Origin of the sequence: Pseudovibrio sp. Ad13, from assembly GCF_001623225.1 — a bacterium.
GTDB lineage: Bacteria > Pseudomonadota > Alphaproteobacteria > Rhizobiales > Stappiaceae > Pseudovibrio.
Genome location: NZ_LMCC01000017.1, coordinates 54,549 through 70,348, shown reverse-complemented (window position 1 = coordinate 70,348; position 15,800 = coordinate 54,549). Strand labels below are relative to the sequence as shown.

Genomic DNA, 15,800 nt, shown 5'->3' with positions numbered 1-15,800 from the left:
AGTTTTGAACGAATTTTTGCATAAATATTTTCAGTGAATTTTTTTATGGTTATCGATAATTTTATCAATTCTAAAGAACCCTAACTCTTTGGAGCTATGAGTTTTTATGGAGTAGGTATATCTGACTGATGAATGAGTAGTGATTTGTACGTAGTGAGGTGCGGCAGTCTGCCAAGCCAAATTTTGCCGTTTTGCTGTTGCGCTTTGATCACGGAAGGGATATTCCGTGCGCCCTGTGCTGACGGGGTCTCCTCGGCGCACGTGTATCAACCATTAAACGGTGTTTTATGGATCACGAAATTCAGAAGTCCTGCTGGGGGTTCACTGTGTGGACTGTCGCAACCCTCGGCGGCGTTATGGCGCTGCTTTATGTATTTGCAGGTGCCAGCAGTTAATCCCAAGATAACTGCTTAAACGCGGATTTTGGTAGGGATGCAGATGTGACGTCTGCATCCCTTTTTCTTTGAGCTGGTTCTAGCGTATCTTCAAAATCGATAATGTGCTTTTTGTCACGCAATGGACGCTAGGGCAGATTGCGTGCGGTTTTCTCGCCAGAGCAATTGTCTGCAACTGCCAGCACAATCTTTCCCAGATACTTCTTTTGCTCAAAAACCTCTTGCGCTTTGCCAATTTCAGCAAGCGGGAAGGTTTGCGCGACCAGTGGCTGTATGTCGCCTGATTCAATGTGAGCAACAAGATTCCCGAAGACTTCAGGTTCCAACACGGTGCAGCCGAAGAAGCTCAGGTCTTTCAAGTAGAGTGTACGCACATCCAGTTCCACGATAGGGCCAGCCATCGCTCCAGCGACTGCATAGCGTCCCCCAGGCTTGAGAATGGCGAGAAGGTCTGGCCATTGCGGACCGGCGACCAGATCAACCACCACATCAATGCTGTTGGGGCCAAGGCTCTCAACCAGATCATCACTGCGATCCAGCACACGGCTTGCTCCGAGCTCCTGAAGCATCTGAGCCTTTGAGGTGGAGGAGATGGCGATGACGTTTGCGCCGCGTGCGCGTGCCAGCTGGAGGGCCGCTGAGCCAACGCCTCCTGAGGCCCCTGTCACCAGAACGGTCTCTCCGGCTTTCAGGTTGGCGCGGGTCAGCATGTTCTCAGCGGTTGAGTAGGAGCAGGGGAAGGATGCCAGCTCCAGATCACTCAGTTGGCTTTGGATCGGGTAGACGTGGCGGTGATCGATTGAAACAAATTCAGCAAAGCCGCCATCGCATTCTGAGCCCATGAACCACGGTGACGCCAATTCATTGCCATTGGCATATTGCAGGCATGGCTCTACCAGTACGCGCTTGCCCAGAAGGGCCTGATCGACCTTAGCGCCTGCCGCGACGACCCGTCCGCACACGTCTATACCCTGAATGCGGGGGAACTGGAGCGGCTGGCCGGACCATGTGGCATCTTCTGCCTGATTATCGTGGCGCGAGTACCATGCTTTTCGTGTGTTGATGTCTGTATTGTTGACGCCTGCCGCCAGAACTTCAATCAGCACATCCTCAGGGCCGATGGCAGGCAAGGGCAGGTCGGTGTGCAGCTCCAACATGTCCGGTCCACCGTGCCCGGTGAGCGTTACTGCAGTCATTGTGGTGGGGAGGTTGCTCATCATGCTGCTTTCTGAGTGAGTGATTGAATTGCGGACTTGGCCCAAGTGAAGACCGTGGATCCGTGCAGGGGATAGGTTGAGACAACGCCTTCGTGGATCATGAAGAGCTCTCCAGCGTTGTTCTCAAGGTTGAGAAGGGCTGCCAGCTGGTCTTTGGTTTGCTGCTTGTGGCGTGTGACGCATTCTCTGACGAGTGCGCTGTCGGGATAGGCCGCAAGGGCCGCCTGATCCATGCAGCCGTGCGGTGCGTTGTTTGCCATCCAATGTTCGATGGTGTGGAGAATACCCTCCAGAGGATCATCAGAGGACTGGATTGCTGCCTCACTCAGGAAGGACAGGTAACGCTGATTGCGGACTTCCAGCGCGCCGATGATCATATGTTCTTTAGAGGGGAAGTACTTGTAGAGCGTGCGCAGGCTTACATTGGCGCCGCGCTTGAGCTCTGCAACGCCCGGGGCGGTGAAGCCGCGTGCTGCGAAGACGCCTTCCAGGCCTGTGCAGATGGAGTGTTCAAGATCAGTCATGACTAATTGGTAGAGCGATCATTCTACCGAGTCAAATTGAAAAATGGAGAGCGCGGTTGTGCGATCACCGATATGTTTGTGCAATGCGTTAGCTATGGAGGCTGCTATGACTGGCAAAAGCCAAAGCTTCCTGCTATTTGAGCGCTATGACGTTACATCTGGTGAAACTCTGTGTTGGCGTGGAAAGCGTTGACCAGCTGCGGAATTACATTGAACAGCGACAGATTCTGGCGCTGTCACACGGTTTGAGTGACGAGCAGATCCATACCACTCGTATGGTGCCGACTCGCATTGACGAGCTGCTGGATGGTGGTTCGCTGTACTGGGTGATCAAAGGCAATGTTCAGGTTCGCCAGAAACTGATTGATATCCGCGTGCACAAGGATGATTCCGGCAAGAAGCGCTGTGACCTTGTGATGGAGCCTTTCCTCCACCAGACACAGCTGCAGCCGCGCCGTGCCTTTCAGGGCTGGCGGTATCTGAAAGTGTCAGATGCACCGCCGGATGTGAGCGGGCCAATGCTGGATGGGGATCAACTTGCCGAAATGCCAGAGGGTATGCGCCGCGAGTTGCAGGAGCTTTGCCTGATCTAAGCGGTCTCTTTTTTGCGGCTTGCATCTGTAAAGGCTGGATGAGATAAACACGGCATGTGGCTGTCTGTTCGGGAGAACTATGCTGTGACCGAGCTTATCGCATCGATTGCCGGGCCGTATCTTTTCGTGACAGGTCTTGGCTTCTTTATTTCCAGCAGTTTTTACCAGCGGATGATTGCTGCCCAATCAGATGCGAATCCGATCTTGCTCAATCTGTCTGGTGCTGTGCATTTTGTGGTTGGTATGGTTGTGCTTGCCAACCATCTCAACGTGTCCAGCATGGCCGGCGCTCTCGTAACATTGGTTGGAGCTGCTGCCGTGCTGAAGGGGGCAAGTCTTATTGTCATTCCGGATTACATGACAAAGTCACAGCAAATGGGGAAGAGGGGAATTCTCGCCACAGGCACTGCTTTTACCGCAATAGGTACTTATCTGAGCTATGTCGGGTATTTTTAGAGGACATATGCCGAGCAGTGTGAAATCCTGAGGCACAGCAGGGTTCCGGGCAAATGCGTTCATCTGCCCGGAGATTCGTTTTATACTTCGATATTGTCGATCAGACGGGTTTCGCCGACTTTGGCGGCGACCAGAATACGGGCGCCTTTGGCGTCGATGGGTGTGCCCAGATGCTTGCCGTGGCGCAGTTCGAAGTAGTCTGTCGCAAATCCTGAGAGCTTGAGGACAACAAGCGCTTTCTTGCGCACTTCAATCCAGTTTTCACCGTTATGGAGTGCATTGCGCGCAGTCTGCAGCGTTTCAGAAATTGTTCTGGCTGTCGTGCGTTCCTTATCATCCAGATACTCATTGCGGGAAGACATGGCGAGACCATCCTCTTCACGCACGGTTGGAGCGCCGATGACTTTGGTGGGCAGGTGCAGGTCTCTGGCCAGTTGCTTGATGACGCGCAGCTGCTGATAGTCTTTTTCGCCGAACACAGCGACATCTGGCAGAACAGCCAGCAACAGTTTCGCCACCACTGTGGCCACGCCGTTGAAGAAGTGCGGTCTGTGATCTGTTTCCAGACCAAGGGCCGGACCTTCGATCTGAATAGATGTGGCAAAGCCGTTCGGGTACATTTCCCGTGCATTTGGAGCAAAGACGCCAAACACGTCGTAGCCCGCCAGCTTTTGCAGGTCGGTCTCTTCCGTTCTTGGGTAGCTCTCGAAATCTTCGCCCGGCGCGAACTGCTTTGGATTCACAAAGATTGAAACAATCACGATGTCCGCATGTTCCCGGGCCTTTTCGACCAGAGACAGGTGGCCTGCATGCAGCGCCCCCATGGTTGGAACCAGAGCGATTGTTTTGCCTTCTCGTCTCAGAGGTAATAGTGCAGCCCGCAGGTCGTCTACACCACGGTATACGTCTGGGAGATTTCTCATAGGCGTCTCCATGTGGGACCTCATCCCTTAATTTCTTTGCTTTGCAGCGTTTTTATCTGTTGTTGGTAATGGGTTTGCCCAGAAACTGTTGAACCCAATTGCAAGCAGAAACTGATATAACTGATTTTAGCAGATTTTGTGATTATTCTCATTGCACCAATAGTGGGTATTGGTCTTTAGCGAGCGAAATAACCAATCTGTCCCAATAATTGTTAAGTTGTTGGAATAAAATGCCTTCGTAATCCTTTGTGACGTGAATACAGGTACGCCCATGTCAGACCAGCTCTCCAAAAGATCCGGATCTTTAAACAGTCCTGCAGACAGCAAGAGTGATCTTTCCAACTTTCTGGAAGCTGCCAAAGACGCGGTTGCAGCGCCTGCCGGGGATGAGCGGGGCCGTTTGATCTTTGCGCTGGATGCCACAATGAGTCGGCAGCCCACGTGGGATCAGGCTTGTCATCTACAGGAAGAGATGTTCATCGAAGCGGGCCGGGTCGGGTCGCTTGATGTGCAGCTGGTGTTCTTTCGCGGGTATGGTGAGTGTAAATCCTCGCGCTGGGTCAGCAATTCCAAAGAGCTGGGCGGAATGATGCGCAAGATTCGCGTGCAGGCCGGACGGACACAGATTCGTAAGGTGCTGGATCACGCCTTGGCCGAGACGCGGAAAAAGCGGGTGCAGGCGGTTGTCTATATTGGTGACTGTATGGAGGAGAATCCTGATCTGGTCTGCGATAAGGCAGGGGAGCTCGGATTGTTGGGCGTGCCGGTTTTTGTGTTTCAGGAAGGCAAGGACATCTTGGCAGAGCGGGCGTATCGCGAGATTGCTCGTTTGAGCAATGGGGTCTATCTGAATTTTGATGAGGGATCTGCTGCGAGCTTGCGCGGGTTGCTGGCTGCGATTGCAACATTTTCTGCAGGTGGCAGACAGGCCCTTGAGCGCCTTGAGCAATCGGGGCATAAAGGTGCTCAATTCTTGATTGAACACCTAAGCTAGAGCACGCTGCATTCACGGTTCAAGCTCGCGCTCTTTAAGTCTACGCGTATTCTGATCCGGAAACCGGAGTCACTTTTGGGGAATGCGCCTAATACATGTCAGGTACTAAATGGGCTATTTGGTCATGGGAGGATTGGTGCTTGCCATCCTCTATTTCTTCGCAAAGTGGCTGACGCAGTCAAATCCGGCAAAACTTAAAGAAGTTTTGAAAATGCTGATTGGCGGACTGCTGCTGGCATTTTGCGCTTTTCTTGCCGTCACTGGCAGATACGTTATTGCGCTGCCACTTGCGGCCTTTGCGCTGTCCCTTTTGGGTTGGGGGTCTGCGCAGAGTTTCAAGTTTCCCGGTGGATTCCCCTTCGGAGGACTGGGTGGTGCCTCCAAGAGTGCTGGTCAGACTTCCAACATCTCCTCCAGATTTCTCCATATGGAGCTGGATCATGATAGCAAGAAGCTGGAGGGCAAAGTGCTTGCCGGTTCCTTTGCTGGCCGCGCGCTGAGTTCTTTGCAGGTTGCAGAGCTCAAACAGCTTTGGCGCGACGTGCAGCCGGACGGCGACAGCGTTGCCCTACTCGAAGCTTACCTCGATAGCAGGCTCTCCAACTGGCGTGTAGACTTCCACGCGGATTCCACAGCGGGGCAGAGAGACACGTCTAGCTCGAGCGCTCTGACTGAGAAGGAGGCCTACGAGGTTCTTGGACTTGCGCCGGGAGCCTCCGTGGAAGACATCCGTGCTGCTCACCGCAGACTGATTAAACGATTGCACCCCGATAGTGGGGGTTCTGCTTTCCTGGCTTCCAAACTCAACGAGGCGAAGGATCGGCTTCTCAACAGACATTAGACTCACCGTGACTGATACGAGTTACTGATAGACGGCATAGCAGGAGTACTTGGCCTTCTTGAGTTTGGCACAAGCATCCCAGGCTGCTGTTTTGGTTTCAAACCCGATGAACCGCGCGCGGTACAGGGTTTGTTTCTTAGATTTGACCGGCTCTGTGTAAATGCGTTTGTTACGTAGGGTGGCCCCTGTCGCAGCGCGCGCATTTTCCAGGATCTTGATTGCTTTATCCTGGCTGTCGGTCGCAGAAATCTGAATGTGCCAGCCGGAGGTGTCGATGTCCTCTGGCTTCAAGCTTGCAATCTTCTGCTGAATTGGAGCGGAAGATGGTGCAGCTGTTTTCGCTGGCTGCTGCAGTTTTGCCGAGGCAGAAACAGCGGGGGCAGCCAGTGAATTGGCAACAAGGTCCTTACGCGGTGCCGGAGCAGGGGCTGTGGCCTGATGTTCCAGCATTTTTGCGATTGGATCAGATGGTTTTGAATTCGGTTTTGTGCCGGTCGCGTTGGCATAAGCCAGCAGTGTCGACTGCTTTGCAGCTGGTGTGCCTGCTTTGGCAACTGGAACAGCCGGAGCAACTTTTGGGAACTGATAGCGTTTTGTGGTTCCTGCGTAGAGCATTGGCGTGGTGCGACGACCACGGGATGCTTTTGGCAGGTACTGGCTGATCAGCTTGACCATCTGTGCATCACGGCTTTTGCCTGTACGGCCACCCAGAACCACAGCAACAATCTGGCGATTGTCACGTTTAACGTTGGTCACAAGGTTGAAGCCGGAGGCGTTGGTGTAACCGGTTTTGATTCCATCAACACCACGGACACGGCCGAGCAACTTGTTGTGGTTGCCCATGCGGCGGCCAGCATATGTGTAAGAGCGGGTGTTGAAGTACTTATAATACTTCGGGAACCGATCCTGAATCGCGCGGCCCAACAGAGCAAGGTCTGCTGCGGTGGTCACCTGCTTGGAATTTGGCAAGCCATGCGGGTTTCTGAATGTGGTGTTGCGCATGCCAATTGCACGGGCGGTCTGCGTCATGCGGCGCGCAAAGGCTGTTTCAGAACCGGAGATATGCTCTGCAATCACAGTCGACGCATCGTTTGCGGACTTGGTGACGAGTGCATAGATGGCATCCTTAACGCGCAAAGAGCTGCCAACCTTCAAGCCAAGCTTTGTCGGTGGGCGACCTGCTGCGTAGCGGGAGACCTTCATTTTGGTGTTTAGTGTCGCGCGGCCAGCTTCCAGTTCCTCAAAGAGCACATAAAGTGTCATGATCTTTGTGGTGGACGCAGGGTAGCGTCGTGCATTGGCGTTGTTGGCGTACAAAACCTTTCCGGTTTTTGCATCAACGACAATACCAGCATATTTGGAATTTGCCTGGGCACCAGACGGAGCTGTAGCGATTGCTAAGGATACGGCAAGAATGCCGACAGCTTGTCCCAATGCCTTTTTTAGGCGCCCAAATGGCCCAAAATTACGCAGACCCATGTTCTTTTCGCCCCGTGAGCAATAATGGCGGTTTACGCGCTCTGTACTAAATAAATTCTCTCATTGCTAGCGGAGGTGTGTTCAGAAAGCCTCAGCCGCTAAAAATGCGGCGCAGGTGACACCCCCCGTTCGCGTCATACCCAGAATGATGCGATTACGGTTACAATTCTGTAAATACGATAAGGCAGATTGCAAAAATATTGTTTTTATCCGTTTTTTGTTTGTGGCTACGCCCCTGTCTTTTCATGATATTGCAGCGCAAAATAAAAGTTGACAAAATTTGTGCAGCGCATAATATCGTTGCGTAAGTTTAGAAATGTGGCGTTTGCTCCCCAAGAGACAAAAACCTAATCATCGAAATACCGGCGCCGCCCAATTGATGAGGTAATTTTCATGGTCACAGGATTTGAGAATATGCAGAAGCTTGGAAAAGATAACATGGACGTCGCTATGCAAAGCTTCGGCGCGTTTTCCAAGGGCATGCAGGCGATCTCTGCTGAGGTTGCGGACTACTCTAAGAAGTCTATGGAAGAGAGCAGCGCAGCAATGGAGAAAGTTGTTGGCGCGAAGTCTCTTGATAAGGCTATGGAAGCTCAGGCAGATTTTGCCAAAGTGAGCTACGAAAGCATGGTCGGTCAGGCAACTAAAATCGGCGAAATGTACGCTGAGATCGCTAAGGACGCTTACAAGCCCTATGAGGGTATGCTGTCTAAAGCTGCCAAGTAATCTACTGGCATAATTGAGATTGAAAGCCCGAGGTGCGTTAGCGCTTCGGGCTTTTTGGTTTTGCGTGTTTTAAATAGATTGCCCTGGTTGTTTCCATTTTCAGACAACCTATCTCTCTTCTTCAAGGCCCTCTCAAAACATTGTGATTCAGTATCCTGAATTCTGACGGGCGTGTTTGGGTCCGCAGAATGGCCCGAATATGCTCATCTTACGTTGGGAGCAGGGTTTAACCCTTCGGATAGTCTGAGTGTTTTCTCTTCTTATTGGTTTGCATTTTCCAGTTTGCTTGGGGAATAATCAGTACTAACAATGAAGGAGAAGGCTTCGCGTGTCCTGAATGTCTGCAATTGATTGATCTGGCAGGTACATTCGGGAGGCTGCTGATGCCACCGGGTGCGGGGCGTTGGCGCCAGCAAGTCTGTAAACCAGAGCGAAAAGACAGCGCAGATGCTGTAGCGAGAGTGTGAATGAGAGACCAGCGACAGGCAATGAGTGTTCTCAGGGGAGATAATCTTATGCTTACGGTGTATAATGAAACAGAAAATGAAACGCTGTTTGATTTTTCTGGAGTTGTTGGTGTGCCCTATGAAAATGCATATCCCTTGAATTCGCAGGGGGTACGTTTAAATACTATAAAGTCCTCTGCGTTATACATGGAGGGACAAAGAGAACAAATGAGCAGCGATTTCGACCTGGATAATGACGATGATGGCGGGACGATAACCGTTACCAAACCTAAGCCAAAAACAAAAAGGCCCAGTTTGTATCGCGTGTTGTTGCTCAATGATGATTTTACGCCGATGGAGTTCGTGATCCACGTTGTGGAGCGGTTCTTTCATAAGGATCGTGAAGATGCGACGCAGATTATGCTCCATGTCCATCATCATGGCGTAGGGGAGTGTGGAGTCTTCACCTATGAAGTGGCCGAGACAAAGGTCACACAAGTTATGGATTTCGCCCGAAAACACCAACATCCATTGCAATGTGTAATGGAGAAAAAGTAATAGGGGGCGCCTGTGCCGTCATTTTCTCGCAGTCTGGAGAAAGCTCTCCATCAAGCTTTGGCGTTTGCTAATGAACGCCATCAGGAATATGCGACCCTGGAGCATCTGCTGCTTTCATTGATTGATGATCAGGATGCTGCTGCGGTGATGCGTGCATGCAATGTGGACCTCGATCAACTGCGAAAAAGCATTGTCGAATATATTGATACTGAACTAGAGAACCTCGTTGTTGACGGGGATGATGATTCAAAACCAACCGCCGGTTTCCAGCGTGTCATTCAACGTGCTGTCATTCATGTTCAATCATCCGGGCGTGAAGAAGTGACTGGTGCCAACGTTCTTGTCGCCATTTTTGCTGAGCGTGAAAGCCATGCTGCTTACTTCCTGCAAGAGCAGGAAATGACACGGTACGACGCTGTCAATTATATCTCCCATGGTATTGCAAAACGGGCTGGCTTGTCTGAACCACGTCGGGTACGTGGTGCTGAAGAAGAATCCGATAGTGGCGCTGATCCTAATGTGAGCATGCCGCAACCTCCATCTGGTGGTTCTTCTGACCAAACAAAGCGGAAAACAGAAGCTCTTGAGGCTTATTGTCAGAATCTCAATGACAAAGCGTTTTCCGGTAAAATTGATCCGCTTATCGGGCGTGAGAAGGAAATTTCGCGCACTATTCAGATCCTGTGTCGCCGTGCCAAGAACAATCCACTTTATGTGGGTGATCCGGGCGTTGGTAAAACAGCAATCGCTGAAGGGCTTGCGCGCCGCATCATTGTTGGTGATGTGCCTGAGGTACTGAAAAACGCGACGATTTTTGCGCTGGATATGGGGTCTCTGCTTGCAGGTACTCGATATCGCGGTGATTTTGAGGAACGTCTGAAGCAGGTCGTCAAGGAAATCGAAGATTATCCGGGTGCGATCATGTTTATTGACGAGATCCACACCGTGATTGGTGCGGGTGCGACGTCAGGTGGTGCGATGGATGCATCTAATCTGCTGAAGCCTGCGCTGGCATCCGGTACGATCCGTTGTATCGGTTCCACCACATATAAAGAGTATCGCCAGTTCTTTGAAAAGGACCGTGCGCTGGTGCGTCGCTTCCAGAAAGTGGATGTGAACGAGCCAACCATTCCAGATGCGATCGAAATCCTGAAAGGGCTGAAGCCTTACTTTGAGGACTTCCATAACATCAAGTACACCAATGATGCGATCAAGGCAGCAGTTGAGTTGTCCTCTCGCTACCTTGCTGACCGGAAGCTTCCGGATAAAGCGATTGATGTGATTGATGAGTCTGGTGCGTCGCAAATGTTGTTGCCAGAGGGCAAACGTCGCAAGACAATCGGCCTGAAGGAAATTGAAGCAACCATCGCGACTATGGCGCGGATTCCTCCGAAGTCTGTTTCCAAGGACGATGCAGCGGTTCTGTCCAACCTTAAGGATAGTCTGAAGCGTGTTGTTTATGGTCAGGACCCGGCGATTGAGGCGTTGTCTGCGTCCATCAAACTGGCCCGTGCCGGTCTGCGTGAACCGGATAAGCCAATTGGCTCTTATCTGTTCTCTGGTCCGACTGGTGTTGGTAAGACGGAAGTTGCGCGCCAGCTGGCATCGACACTGGGTGTTGAGCTGACCCGATTTGATATGTCCGAGTACATGGAGCGCCATACGGTTTCCCGCCTGATTGGTGCACCTCCAGGTTACGTGGGCTTTGATCAGGGTGGCTTGCTGACGGACGCTGTTGATCAGCATCCGCATTGTGTGCTGCTTCTGGATGAAATCGAGAAGGCTCATCCTGATCTGTTCAACATTTTGTTGCAGGTTATGGATCACGGTAAGCTGACGGACCACAATGGTAAGTCTGTCGATTTCCGCAATGTGATCCTGATCATGACCACCAACGCTGGTGCGGCTGATCTGGCGAAAGCTCCTATGGGCTTCAATCGCATCGACCGTGATGGCGATGATATGGATGCGATCAACAAGATGTTCACTCCGGAGTTCCGGAACCGTCTTGATGCGATCATTCCGTTCGCAAATCTGGATAGTGACGTTATTCATCGTGTGGTTGAGAAGTTCGTTATGCAGCTGGAAGCTCAGCTTGCGGAGCGTAACGTGACCTTTGAACTGACACCTGAAGCTGTGGCCTGGCTTTCTGAGAAAGGCTACGACCGTCTGATGGGGGCCCGTCCGCTGGGCCGTGTTATTCAGGAGCACATCAAGAAGCCGCTGGCTGATGAGGTTCTGTTCGGCAAGCTTCAGAAGGGTGGGACTGTTAAGGTCTCCGTTTCTGAGGATCTTGAAGGTCTGCTTCTTGAAAGCGTTGAGGAACGTCCGACACCTAAGGCGAAGGCTGCCAAGAAAAAGCCGGTTGCCAAAGGCAAGGGCAAGTCCGTTGTTCCGAAAACGGGTCGGGGCGCTGATGCCACCAAGCGTGGTGATGTTCCCGGTATTCCGATTGCGGATTAAAGCACTGATAGTTGAGAAAAAGCCGGAGCATCTGCTCCGGCTTTTTTGTATGGTGGAGCTACGTAGTCTTGTGTAGGCTTCTTTATGCAGCTTCAATAGATTGCGTTTCTTCTTCCCCAAAGGCTCTTTTATCTCGCGAGCCTCCGAGTTCTTAAATGACCAGTTCAGACATGGATATTGACGAAGGAGAGGATCCTTCGGAATTTGAGGGAGGTGCCTATTGGTTCCGCCAAGGAGCTAAAGGCGCGTTTTGCCTCCCGACACTTATTTTGATGATGGCCTTTGTGGGGTTTACCTCGCTGGCCCGCGAAGTCGGGCTCACGCTCACTGAAGTGCTCTTGATGAGCCTGTTTATGTGGGCGTTGCCGAGCATTGTTGTTTTGACGGGCGCTATGAGTGCCGGAGCCGGATTGATCCCCGCTGCGATTGCTGTGGCTCTTTCCGCTGTGCGCTTGATGCCGATGACCGTGGCGTTGATGCCTGTTCTGCGCGATGGGAAGCGAACTAAGACGTGGCACATGCTGATTGTGTCCCACTTTGTGGCTGTGACGGCGTGGGTGTTTGCCATGCGCAACCTGCCAAGCATGCCAAGGGCGGCGCGTTTGCCCTTCTTTGCCGGGTTTGGGTCCACAGTGCATTTTGTGGTGCTGTGTTCGACCGCGTTGTCTTACATGGTACTTCCAGCGGTAGAAGGTCCGATTGCAGCTGGTCTGGTTCTGCTGACTCCGATCTACTTCATGTTTTCCATGTATCAGGCTTCTCGTACGAGTGGTGATAAGGCCGCGCTCATTTTGGGTCTCATTCTTGGGCCTGTCTTCTATCACTTCTTTCCGGGGGCTGATTTGCTGCTGACCGGATTTGTGGGTGGCACAGTTGCCTTTGTGGGCTGGTTGTTTGCAACACGGAGGGCCGAGCTGTGAGTGAAGTTTATGGCAGCTGGTGGTGGCCTTATGTGATGATCCTTGTTGCTGGCTTTCTGGCGACAGAGTGCTGGCGCTGGATTGGTGTGTTTGCCTCCGGCAAGCTGCGAGAGGACAGTCTTTTGTTCGCATGGGTGCGGGCTGTTGCGACGGCGTTGATTGCTGGCATCATCGCGCGATTGGTTTTGTTTCCCGAAGGTGTGCTGGGCGACGTGCCTGTATGGCTGCGTCTTGCTGCGGTGGCTAGTGGCGTTGTTGGATACAAGCTTCTTAACGACCGGCTGATGGCCGGGATTATCTCAGCTGAGTTTGTGCTGATTGGTGGCTGGGCCTTTTTGATTTAACGGATCTTGCTAAGCTTGATCGCACGCATTGCTGATCATTGTTTCTCGCTCTAACGTAAGTTAGCGACTGGGGAGCTGACGATGACTTATATTGCATTGAGTGAGCAGACGATTTGTGACGAGCATATCTGCTGTGCAATCTCGGACAAAAAATGTGCGCAGGGTTACCAGTTGAAGAAGGACTGGCTGAGCCAACAGTTCTCTTCAGGCTATCAGTTTATTCGGTTGGATGAGCGCGCAAAGGTGTTCATTGAACTTGGTCCGGCGGAGGCTGGCTGGGCACCTGTGGTTGCTCCCGGACATCTGCTCATCAACTGCTTCTGGGTTTCTGGCAAGTACAAAGGGCAGGGCCATGGCAAGGCGTTGTTGGCCAGGGCCATGGAGGTGGCGCGTCAGGCTGGTGCAACGGGTCTGGTGACGATTGCTGGCGCTAAGAAGATGCCTTTTCTCTCAGATGGTAAATGGTTCAAGCGGCAAGGCTTTGAGGTCTGCGATACCTCGCCGGATGGTATTGAGCTGTTGCGGCTTGGCGTTGATGGACAGGCTGGTTCCGTGAGCTTCTCTGAGGCGGTTCAAAAAGGAGCTGAGCCAAAGGGGGAGGGGCTGGTTGCGTACTACTCCAATCGCTGTCCGTTCACGGATCATCATGTGATGCAGAACCTGAAAGAGACTGCTCAAAAGCGTGGGTTGCCGCTCAAGATCGTTCATCTTGATACGCTGGAAAAAGCACAGTCAGCGCCGACGGCTGCTACGATTTTCTCGCTGTATTGGAGCGGGAAGTTTGTGACGACAGATCTGAGTGTCTGCATGGATTCACGCTTCGATAAAATCATGCAAAAGGCATTGAATGAGAAAGTGTCTATCGAGCTGGTTTGATCATTTCAGATGAATCGAAATTTTGAACCCTTGAGGATCTGATTCAAGTGTGCGGGCTAGTGCGTTGATTTCAGAATTAAAATTGCAGGCCGGTGTGGTGGTCGTTTCAAGTGAATCGAATTTTCCTCGCGCAATCTGGTGTGAGTGCGCGAGGTTATTTCATTTGAAATGATCAAGAGTGAGCTGCAACAGCTGCGCGGATTTTCTCTGCGTTTGCTTTGAGCTTGTCGCCGTCTTCCATCTCGCCTGTGTGCGGGCGCAGGGAAACACCTTCAGTGCGCGGAATGACGTGAAAATGGGTATGGAACACCATCTGTCCGCCAGCGCCTTCGTTGAACTGGTGGATGGTGATACCGTCCGCTGCAAATGCCTGCTTGAGGATACGAGCCATCTTCTGGGCCGTCTTTGCGACAGCGGCAAGGTCAGCTTCTTCAATGTCGAGGATGTTTCGGGAGCCGTTTTTAGGCAGAACCAGCACATGACCATCTGCGCGTGGCATGATGTCCATGATTACAATGGTATTTTCGTCCTCAAAGACCTTCTCGGAAGGCAGTTCGCCGCGTAAAATTTTGGCGAAGATGTTGTGTTCATCATATGCGGAGCTGGTCATTGTGGGGTCCTCAATGGTCTCAATAATGTTTGGCCCCATTCATATCGCGATTCACTGCGGAAATCCCAATAAGAAATATGTGTTGTGATCTGGTAGGTGTTGAGAACCTGAGTGGACTTAAGAAACTGATTCAAGTTTGGCGAGATTCGTGAGTCTCTTCAGAATCTTGTGGGGGTGTCTCAATGTAGGTTCTAGGTATCCTGTTGGCGAAACGGTCCATGTTCCGACAGGATTTTCTGTTCATGCAGAACGGCTTGGCGCTCCTGATCCAGATAGTGTGCGACTGCATTCCTTAACGAAGGGTGTGCAATCCAGTGGGCGGAGTAGGTGAGGTTGGGCATGTAGCCACGGGCCAGTTTGTGGCTTCCCTGTGCGCCAGCCTCAACGCGTTGCAGACCACGCGACAAAGCAAACTCAATGGCTTGGTAATAACAAATCTCGAAATGCAGGCAGGGATGGTTCTCAATGCAGCCCCAGTTGCGGCCATACAACGTGTTGCCGCCGATCATGTTGAGGGCTCCGGCAATGTAGCGGCCATTGCGCTTTGCCATGATGAGCAAGGTGTGGTCAGCCAGTCTTTCGCTGAGGAGTGAGAAGAATTCCCGGTTGAGGTAAGGCGAACCCCATTTGCGATTGCCAGTGTCTACATAAAACTCATAGAACGCGTCCCAGTGGCTTTCTTGTAAATCCGGGCCAGTGATCCATTCCACCTCAATATCGTGGTCCAGTGCGGTCTTACGCTCCTTGCGGATGCTTTTGCGTTTGCGGGAGGATAAGACCTCCAAAAACTCGGTGAAGTCGTTGTAGCCGTTGTTCTCCCAATGGAACTGCTGGTCTGTTCGTAACAGAAAGCCTTCGTCGCCCAGTTCCTTCCATTCCTGCTCAGTGAGGAAGGTGAGATGAGCTGATGAGCCTTCGATGCGTGTTGCCAGCTCTTTCAGGCCTGTGGTGAGGATCTTGATCGTTTCTGGTCGGTTGGCCTGCGGTGAGATCAGCAGGCGGCGTCCCGGTACTGGTGTGAAGGGAATGGAGCATTGCAGTTTGGGGTAATAGTTTCCGCCAGCACGCTGAAATGCTTCAGCCCATGGATAGTCGAAAACGTACTCGCCCTGACTGTGGCTTTTGGCATAGGTTGGGATAGCAGCGATTGGCTTGCCATTTTCTTCCCACCAGATGTGTTGCGGGATCCAGCCCGCGTCCCATCCGACACATCCGCTTTCTTCTAGCGCCTGTAAAAAAGCGTGTGAAAGCATTGGGTTAAACTCGCAAACTTGAGAAGTTGATTCAGTTTGCGAGTTTGGTGCGGATTGGGTCGTTTCAGGTGAATCGATCCAATCCTGTTGATCGTAAAGGATCGACGGCGTGCCGGGATTTGCCAGTGCGTCCCAGTCGGTGCTGGGTATCTCATCCAATGATGAGAGAACTTTCAGAACGG

General features: G+C 51.9%; 16 protein-coding genes. 10 read left to right on the top strand and 6 right to left on the bottom strand.

All coding sequences use genetic code 11. From position 1 onward, the window contains the following. Positions 1–523: 523 nt before the first annotated feature. Together PsAD13_RS19930 and PsAD13_RS19925 are read right to left on the bottom strand one after the other, a co-directional pair. Positions 524–1,615: an alcohol dehydrogenase family protein gene (locus tag PsAD13_RS19930; RefSeq protein WP_343228959.1), complete on the bottom strand. Its 1,092-nt coding sequence runs from the start codon at positions 1,613–1,615 to the stop codon at positions 524–526. Then, on the bottom strand, positions 1,612–2,136 hold the full coding sequence (locus PsAD13_RS19925; RefSeq protein ID WP_063319276.1) for a TetR/AcrR family transcriptional regulator: 525 nt from the start codon (positions 2,134–2,136) through the stop codon (positions 1,612–1,614). The genes PsAD13_RS19930 and PsAD13_RS19925 overlap by 4 nt, the downstream gene beginning before the upstream one ends. Before the next feature lie 146 nt (positions 2,137–2,282). Here PsAD13_RS19925 and PsAD13_RS19920 point away from each other — a divergent pair, with 146 nt between their 5' ends. Then, entirely contained in the window at positions 2,283–2,729 is a 447-nt protein-coding gene (locus tag PsAD13_RS19920; RefSeq protein WP_057463384.1) for a DUF1489 family protein, read from the top strand. Between the two features lie 84 nt (positions 2,730–2,813). Further along, on the top strand, positions 2,814–3,185 hold the full coding sequence (locus tag PsAD13_RS19915; protein ID WP_153040943.1) for a hypothetical protein: 372 nt from the start codon (positions 2,814–2,816) through the stop codon (positions 3,183–3,185). 80 nt (positions 3,186–3,265) lie between these two features. Here PsAD13_RS19915 and panC read toward each other — a convergent pair whose 3' ends face one another. Continuing rightward, the gene (panC, locus tag PsAD13_RS19910; RefSeq protein WP_063319421.1) at positions 3,266–4,108 is read right to left on the bottom strand and encodes a pantoate--beta-alanine ligase; all 843 of its coding nucleotides are present in this window, start codon (positions 4,106–4,108) and stop codon (positions 3,266–3,268) included. A gap of 271 nt (positions 4,109–4,379) precedes the next feature. Between panC and PsAD13_RS19905 the strand changes: the two genes are divergently transcribed. Further along, positions 4,380–5,102, top strand: coding sequence for a hypothetical protein (locus PsAD13_RS19905; RefSeq protein WP_063319274.1), 723 nt, complete (start codon positions 4,380–4,382; stop codon positions 5,100–5,102). 109 nt (positions 5,103–5,211) lie between these two features. Continuing rightward, on the top strand, positions 5,212–5,943 hold the full coding sequence (locus PsAD13_RS19900) for a DnaJ domain-containing protein (protein ID WP_057463381.1): 732 nt from the start codon (positions 5,212–5,214) through the stop codon (positions 5,941–5,943). Between the two features lie 21 nt (positions 5,944–5,964). Here the strand turns inward: PsAD13_RS19900 and PsAD13_RS19895 are convergent, their stop codons facing one another. After that, positions 5,965–7,422 carry a D-alanyl-D-alanine carboxypeptidase gene (locus tag PsAD13_RS19895; RefSeq protein WP_063289445.1) on the bottom strand — a complete coding sequence of 486 codons (1,458 nt, stop codon included), beginning with the start codon at positions 7,420–7,422 and terminating at the stop codon, positions 5,965–5,967. Positions 7,423–7,815: 393 nt separating this feature from the next. On the opposite strand from PsAD13_RS19895, the gene PsAD13_RS19890 reads away from it, so the two are divergent. The 6 genes from PsAD13_RS19890 (at position 7,816) to PsAD13_RS19860 (ending at position 13,755) form a co-directional block, all read left to right on the top strand. After that, entirely contained in the window at positions 7,816–8,148 is a 333-nt protein-coding gene (locus PsAD13_RS19890; RefSeq protein ID WP_057463379.1) for a phasin family protein, read from the top strand. A 674-nt stretch (positions 8,149–8,822) separates the two neighbouring features. Beyond that, positions 8,823–9,152, top strand: coding sequence for an ATP-dependent Clp protease adapter ClpS (clpS, locus tag PsAD13_RS19880; RefSeq protein WP_057463448.1), 330 nt, complete (start codon positions 8,823–8,825; stop codon positions 9,150–9,152). A 12-nt stretch (positions 9,153–9,164) separates the two neighbouring features. Then, positions 9,165–11,615, top strand: coding sequence for an ATP-dependent Clp protease ATP-binding subunit ClpA (clpA, locus tag PsAD13_RS19875; RefSeq protein ID WP_063289444.1), 2,451 nt, complete (start codon positions 9,165–9,167; stop codon positions 11,613–11,615). 155 nt (positions 11,616–11,770) lie between these two features. Further along, positions 11,771–12,535, top strand: a complete 765-nt coding sequence (locus PsAD13_RS19870) for an AzlC family ABC transporter permease (protein WP_063319272.1) — start codon at positions 11,771–11,773, stop codon at positions 12,533–12,535. Continuing rightward, positions 12,532–12,879, top strand: coding sequence for an AzlD domain-containing protein (locus PsAD13_RS19865; protein ID WP_063300649.1), 348 nt, complete (start codon positions 12,532–12,534; stop codon positions 12,877–12,879). The genes PsAD13_RS19870 and PsAD13_RS19865 overlap by 4 nt, the downstream gene beginning before the upstream one ends. A gap of 81 nt (positions 12,880–12,960) precedes the next feature. After that, the gene (locus PsAD13_RS19860) at positions 12,961–13,755 is read left to right on the top strand and encodes an N-acetyltransferase (protein WP_063319271.1); all 795 of its coding nucleotides are present in this window, start codon (positions 12,961–12,963) and stop codon (positions 13,753–13,755) included. Between the two features lie 172 nt (positions 13,756–13,927). Here PsAD13_RS19860 and PsAD13_RS19855 read toward each other — a convergent pair whose 3' ends face one another. Continuing rightward, on the bottom strand, positions 13,928–14,365 hold the full coding sequence (locus PsAD13_RS19855; protein ID WP_063289440.1) for an HIT family protein: 438 nt from the start codon (positions 14,363–14,365) through the stop codon (positions 13,928–13,930). A gap of 191 nt (positions 14,366–14,556) precedes the next feature. Further along, entirely contained in the window at positions 14,557–15,795 is a 1,239-nt protein-coding gene (locus tag PsAD13_RS19850; protein WP_063319420.1) for a GNAT family N-acetyltransferase, read from the bottom strand. Between the last annotated feature and the right edge of the window lie 5 nt (positions 15,796–15,800).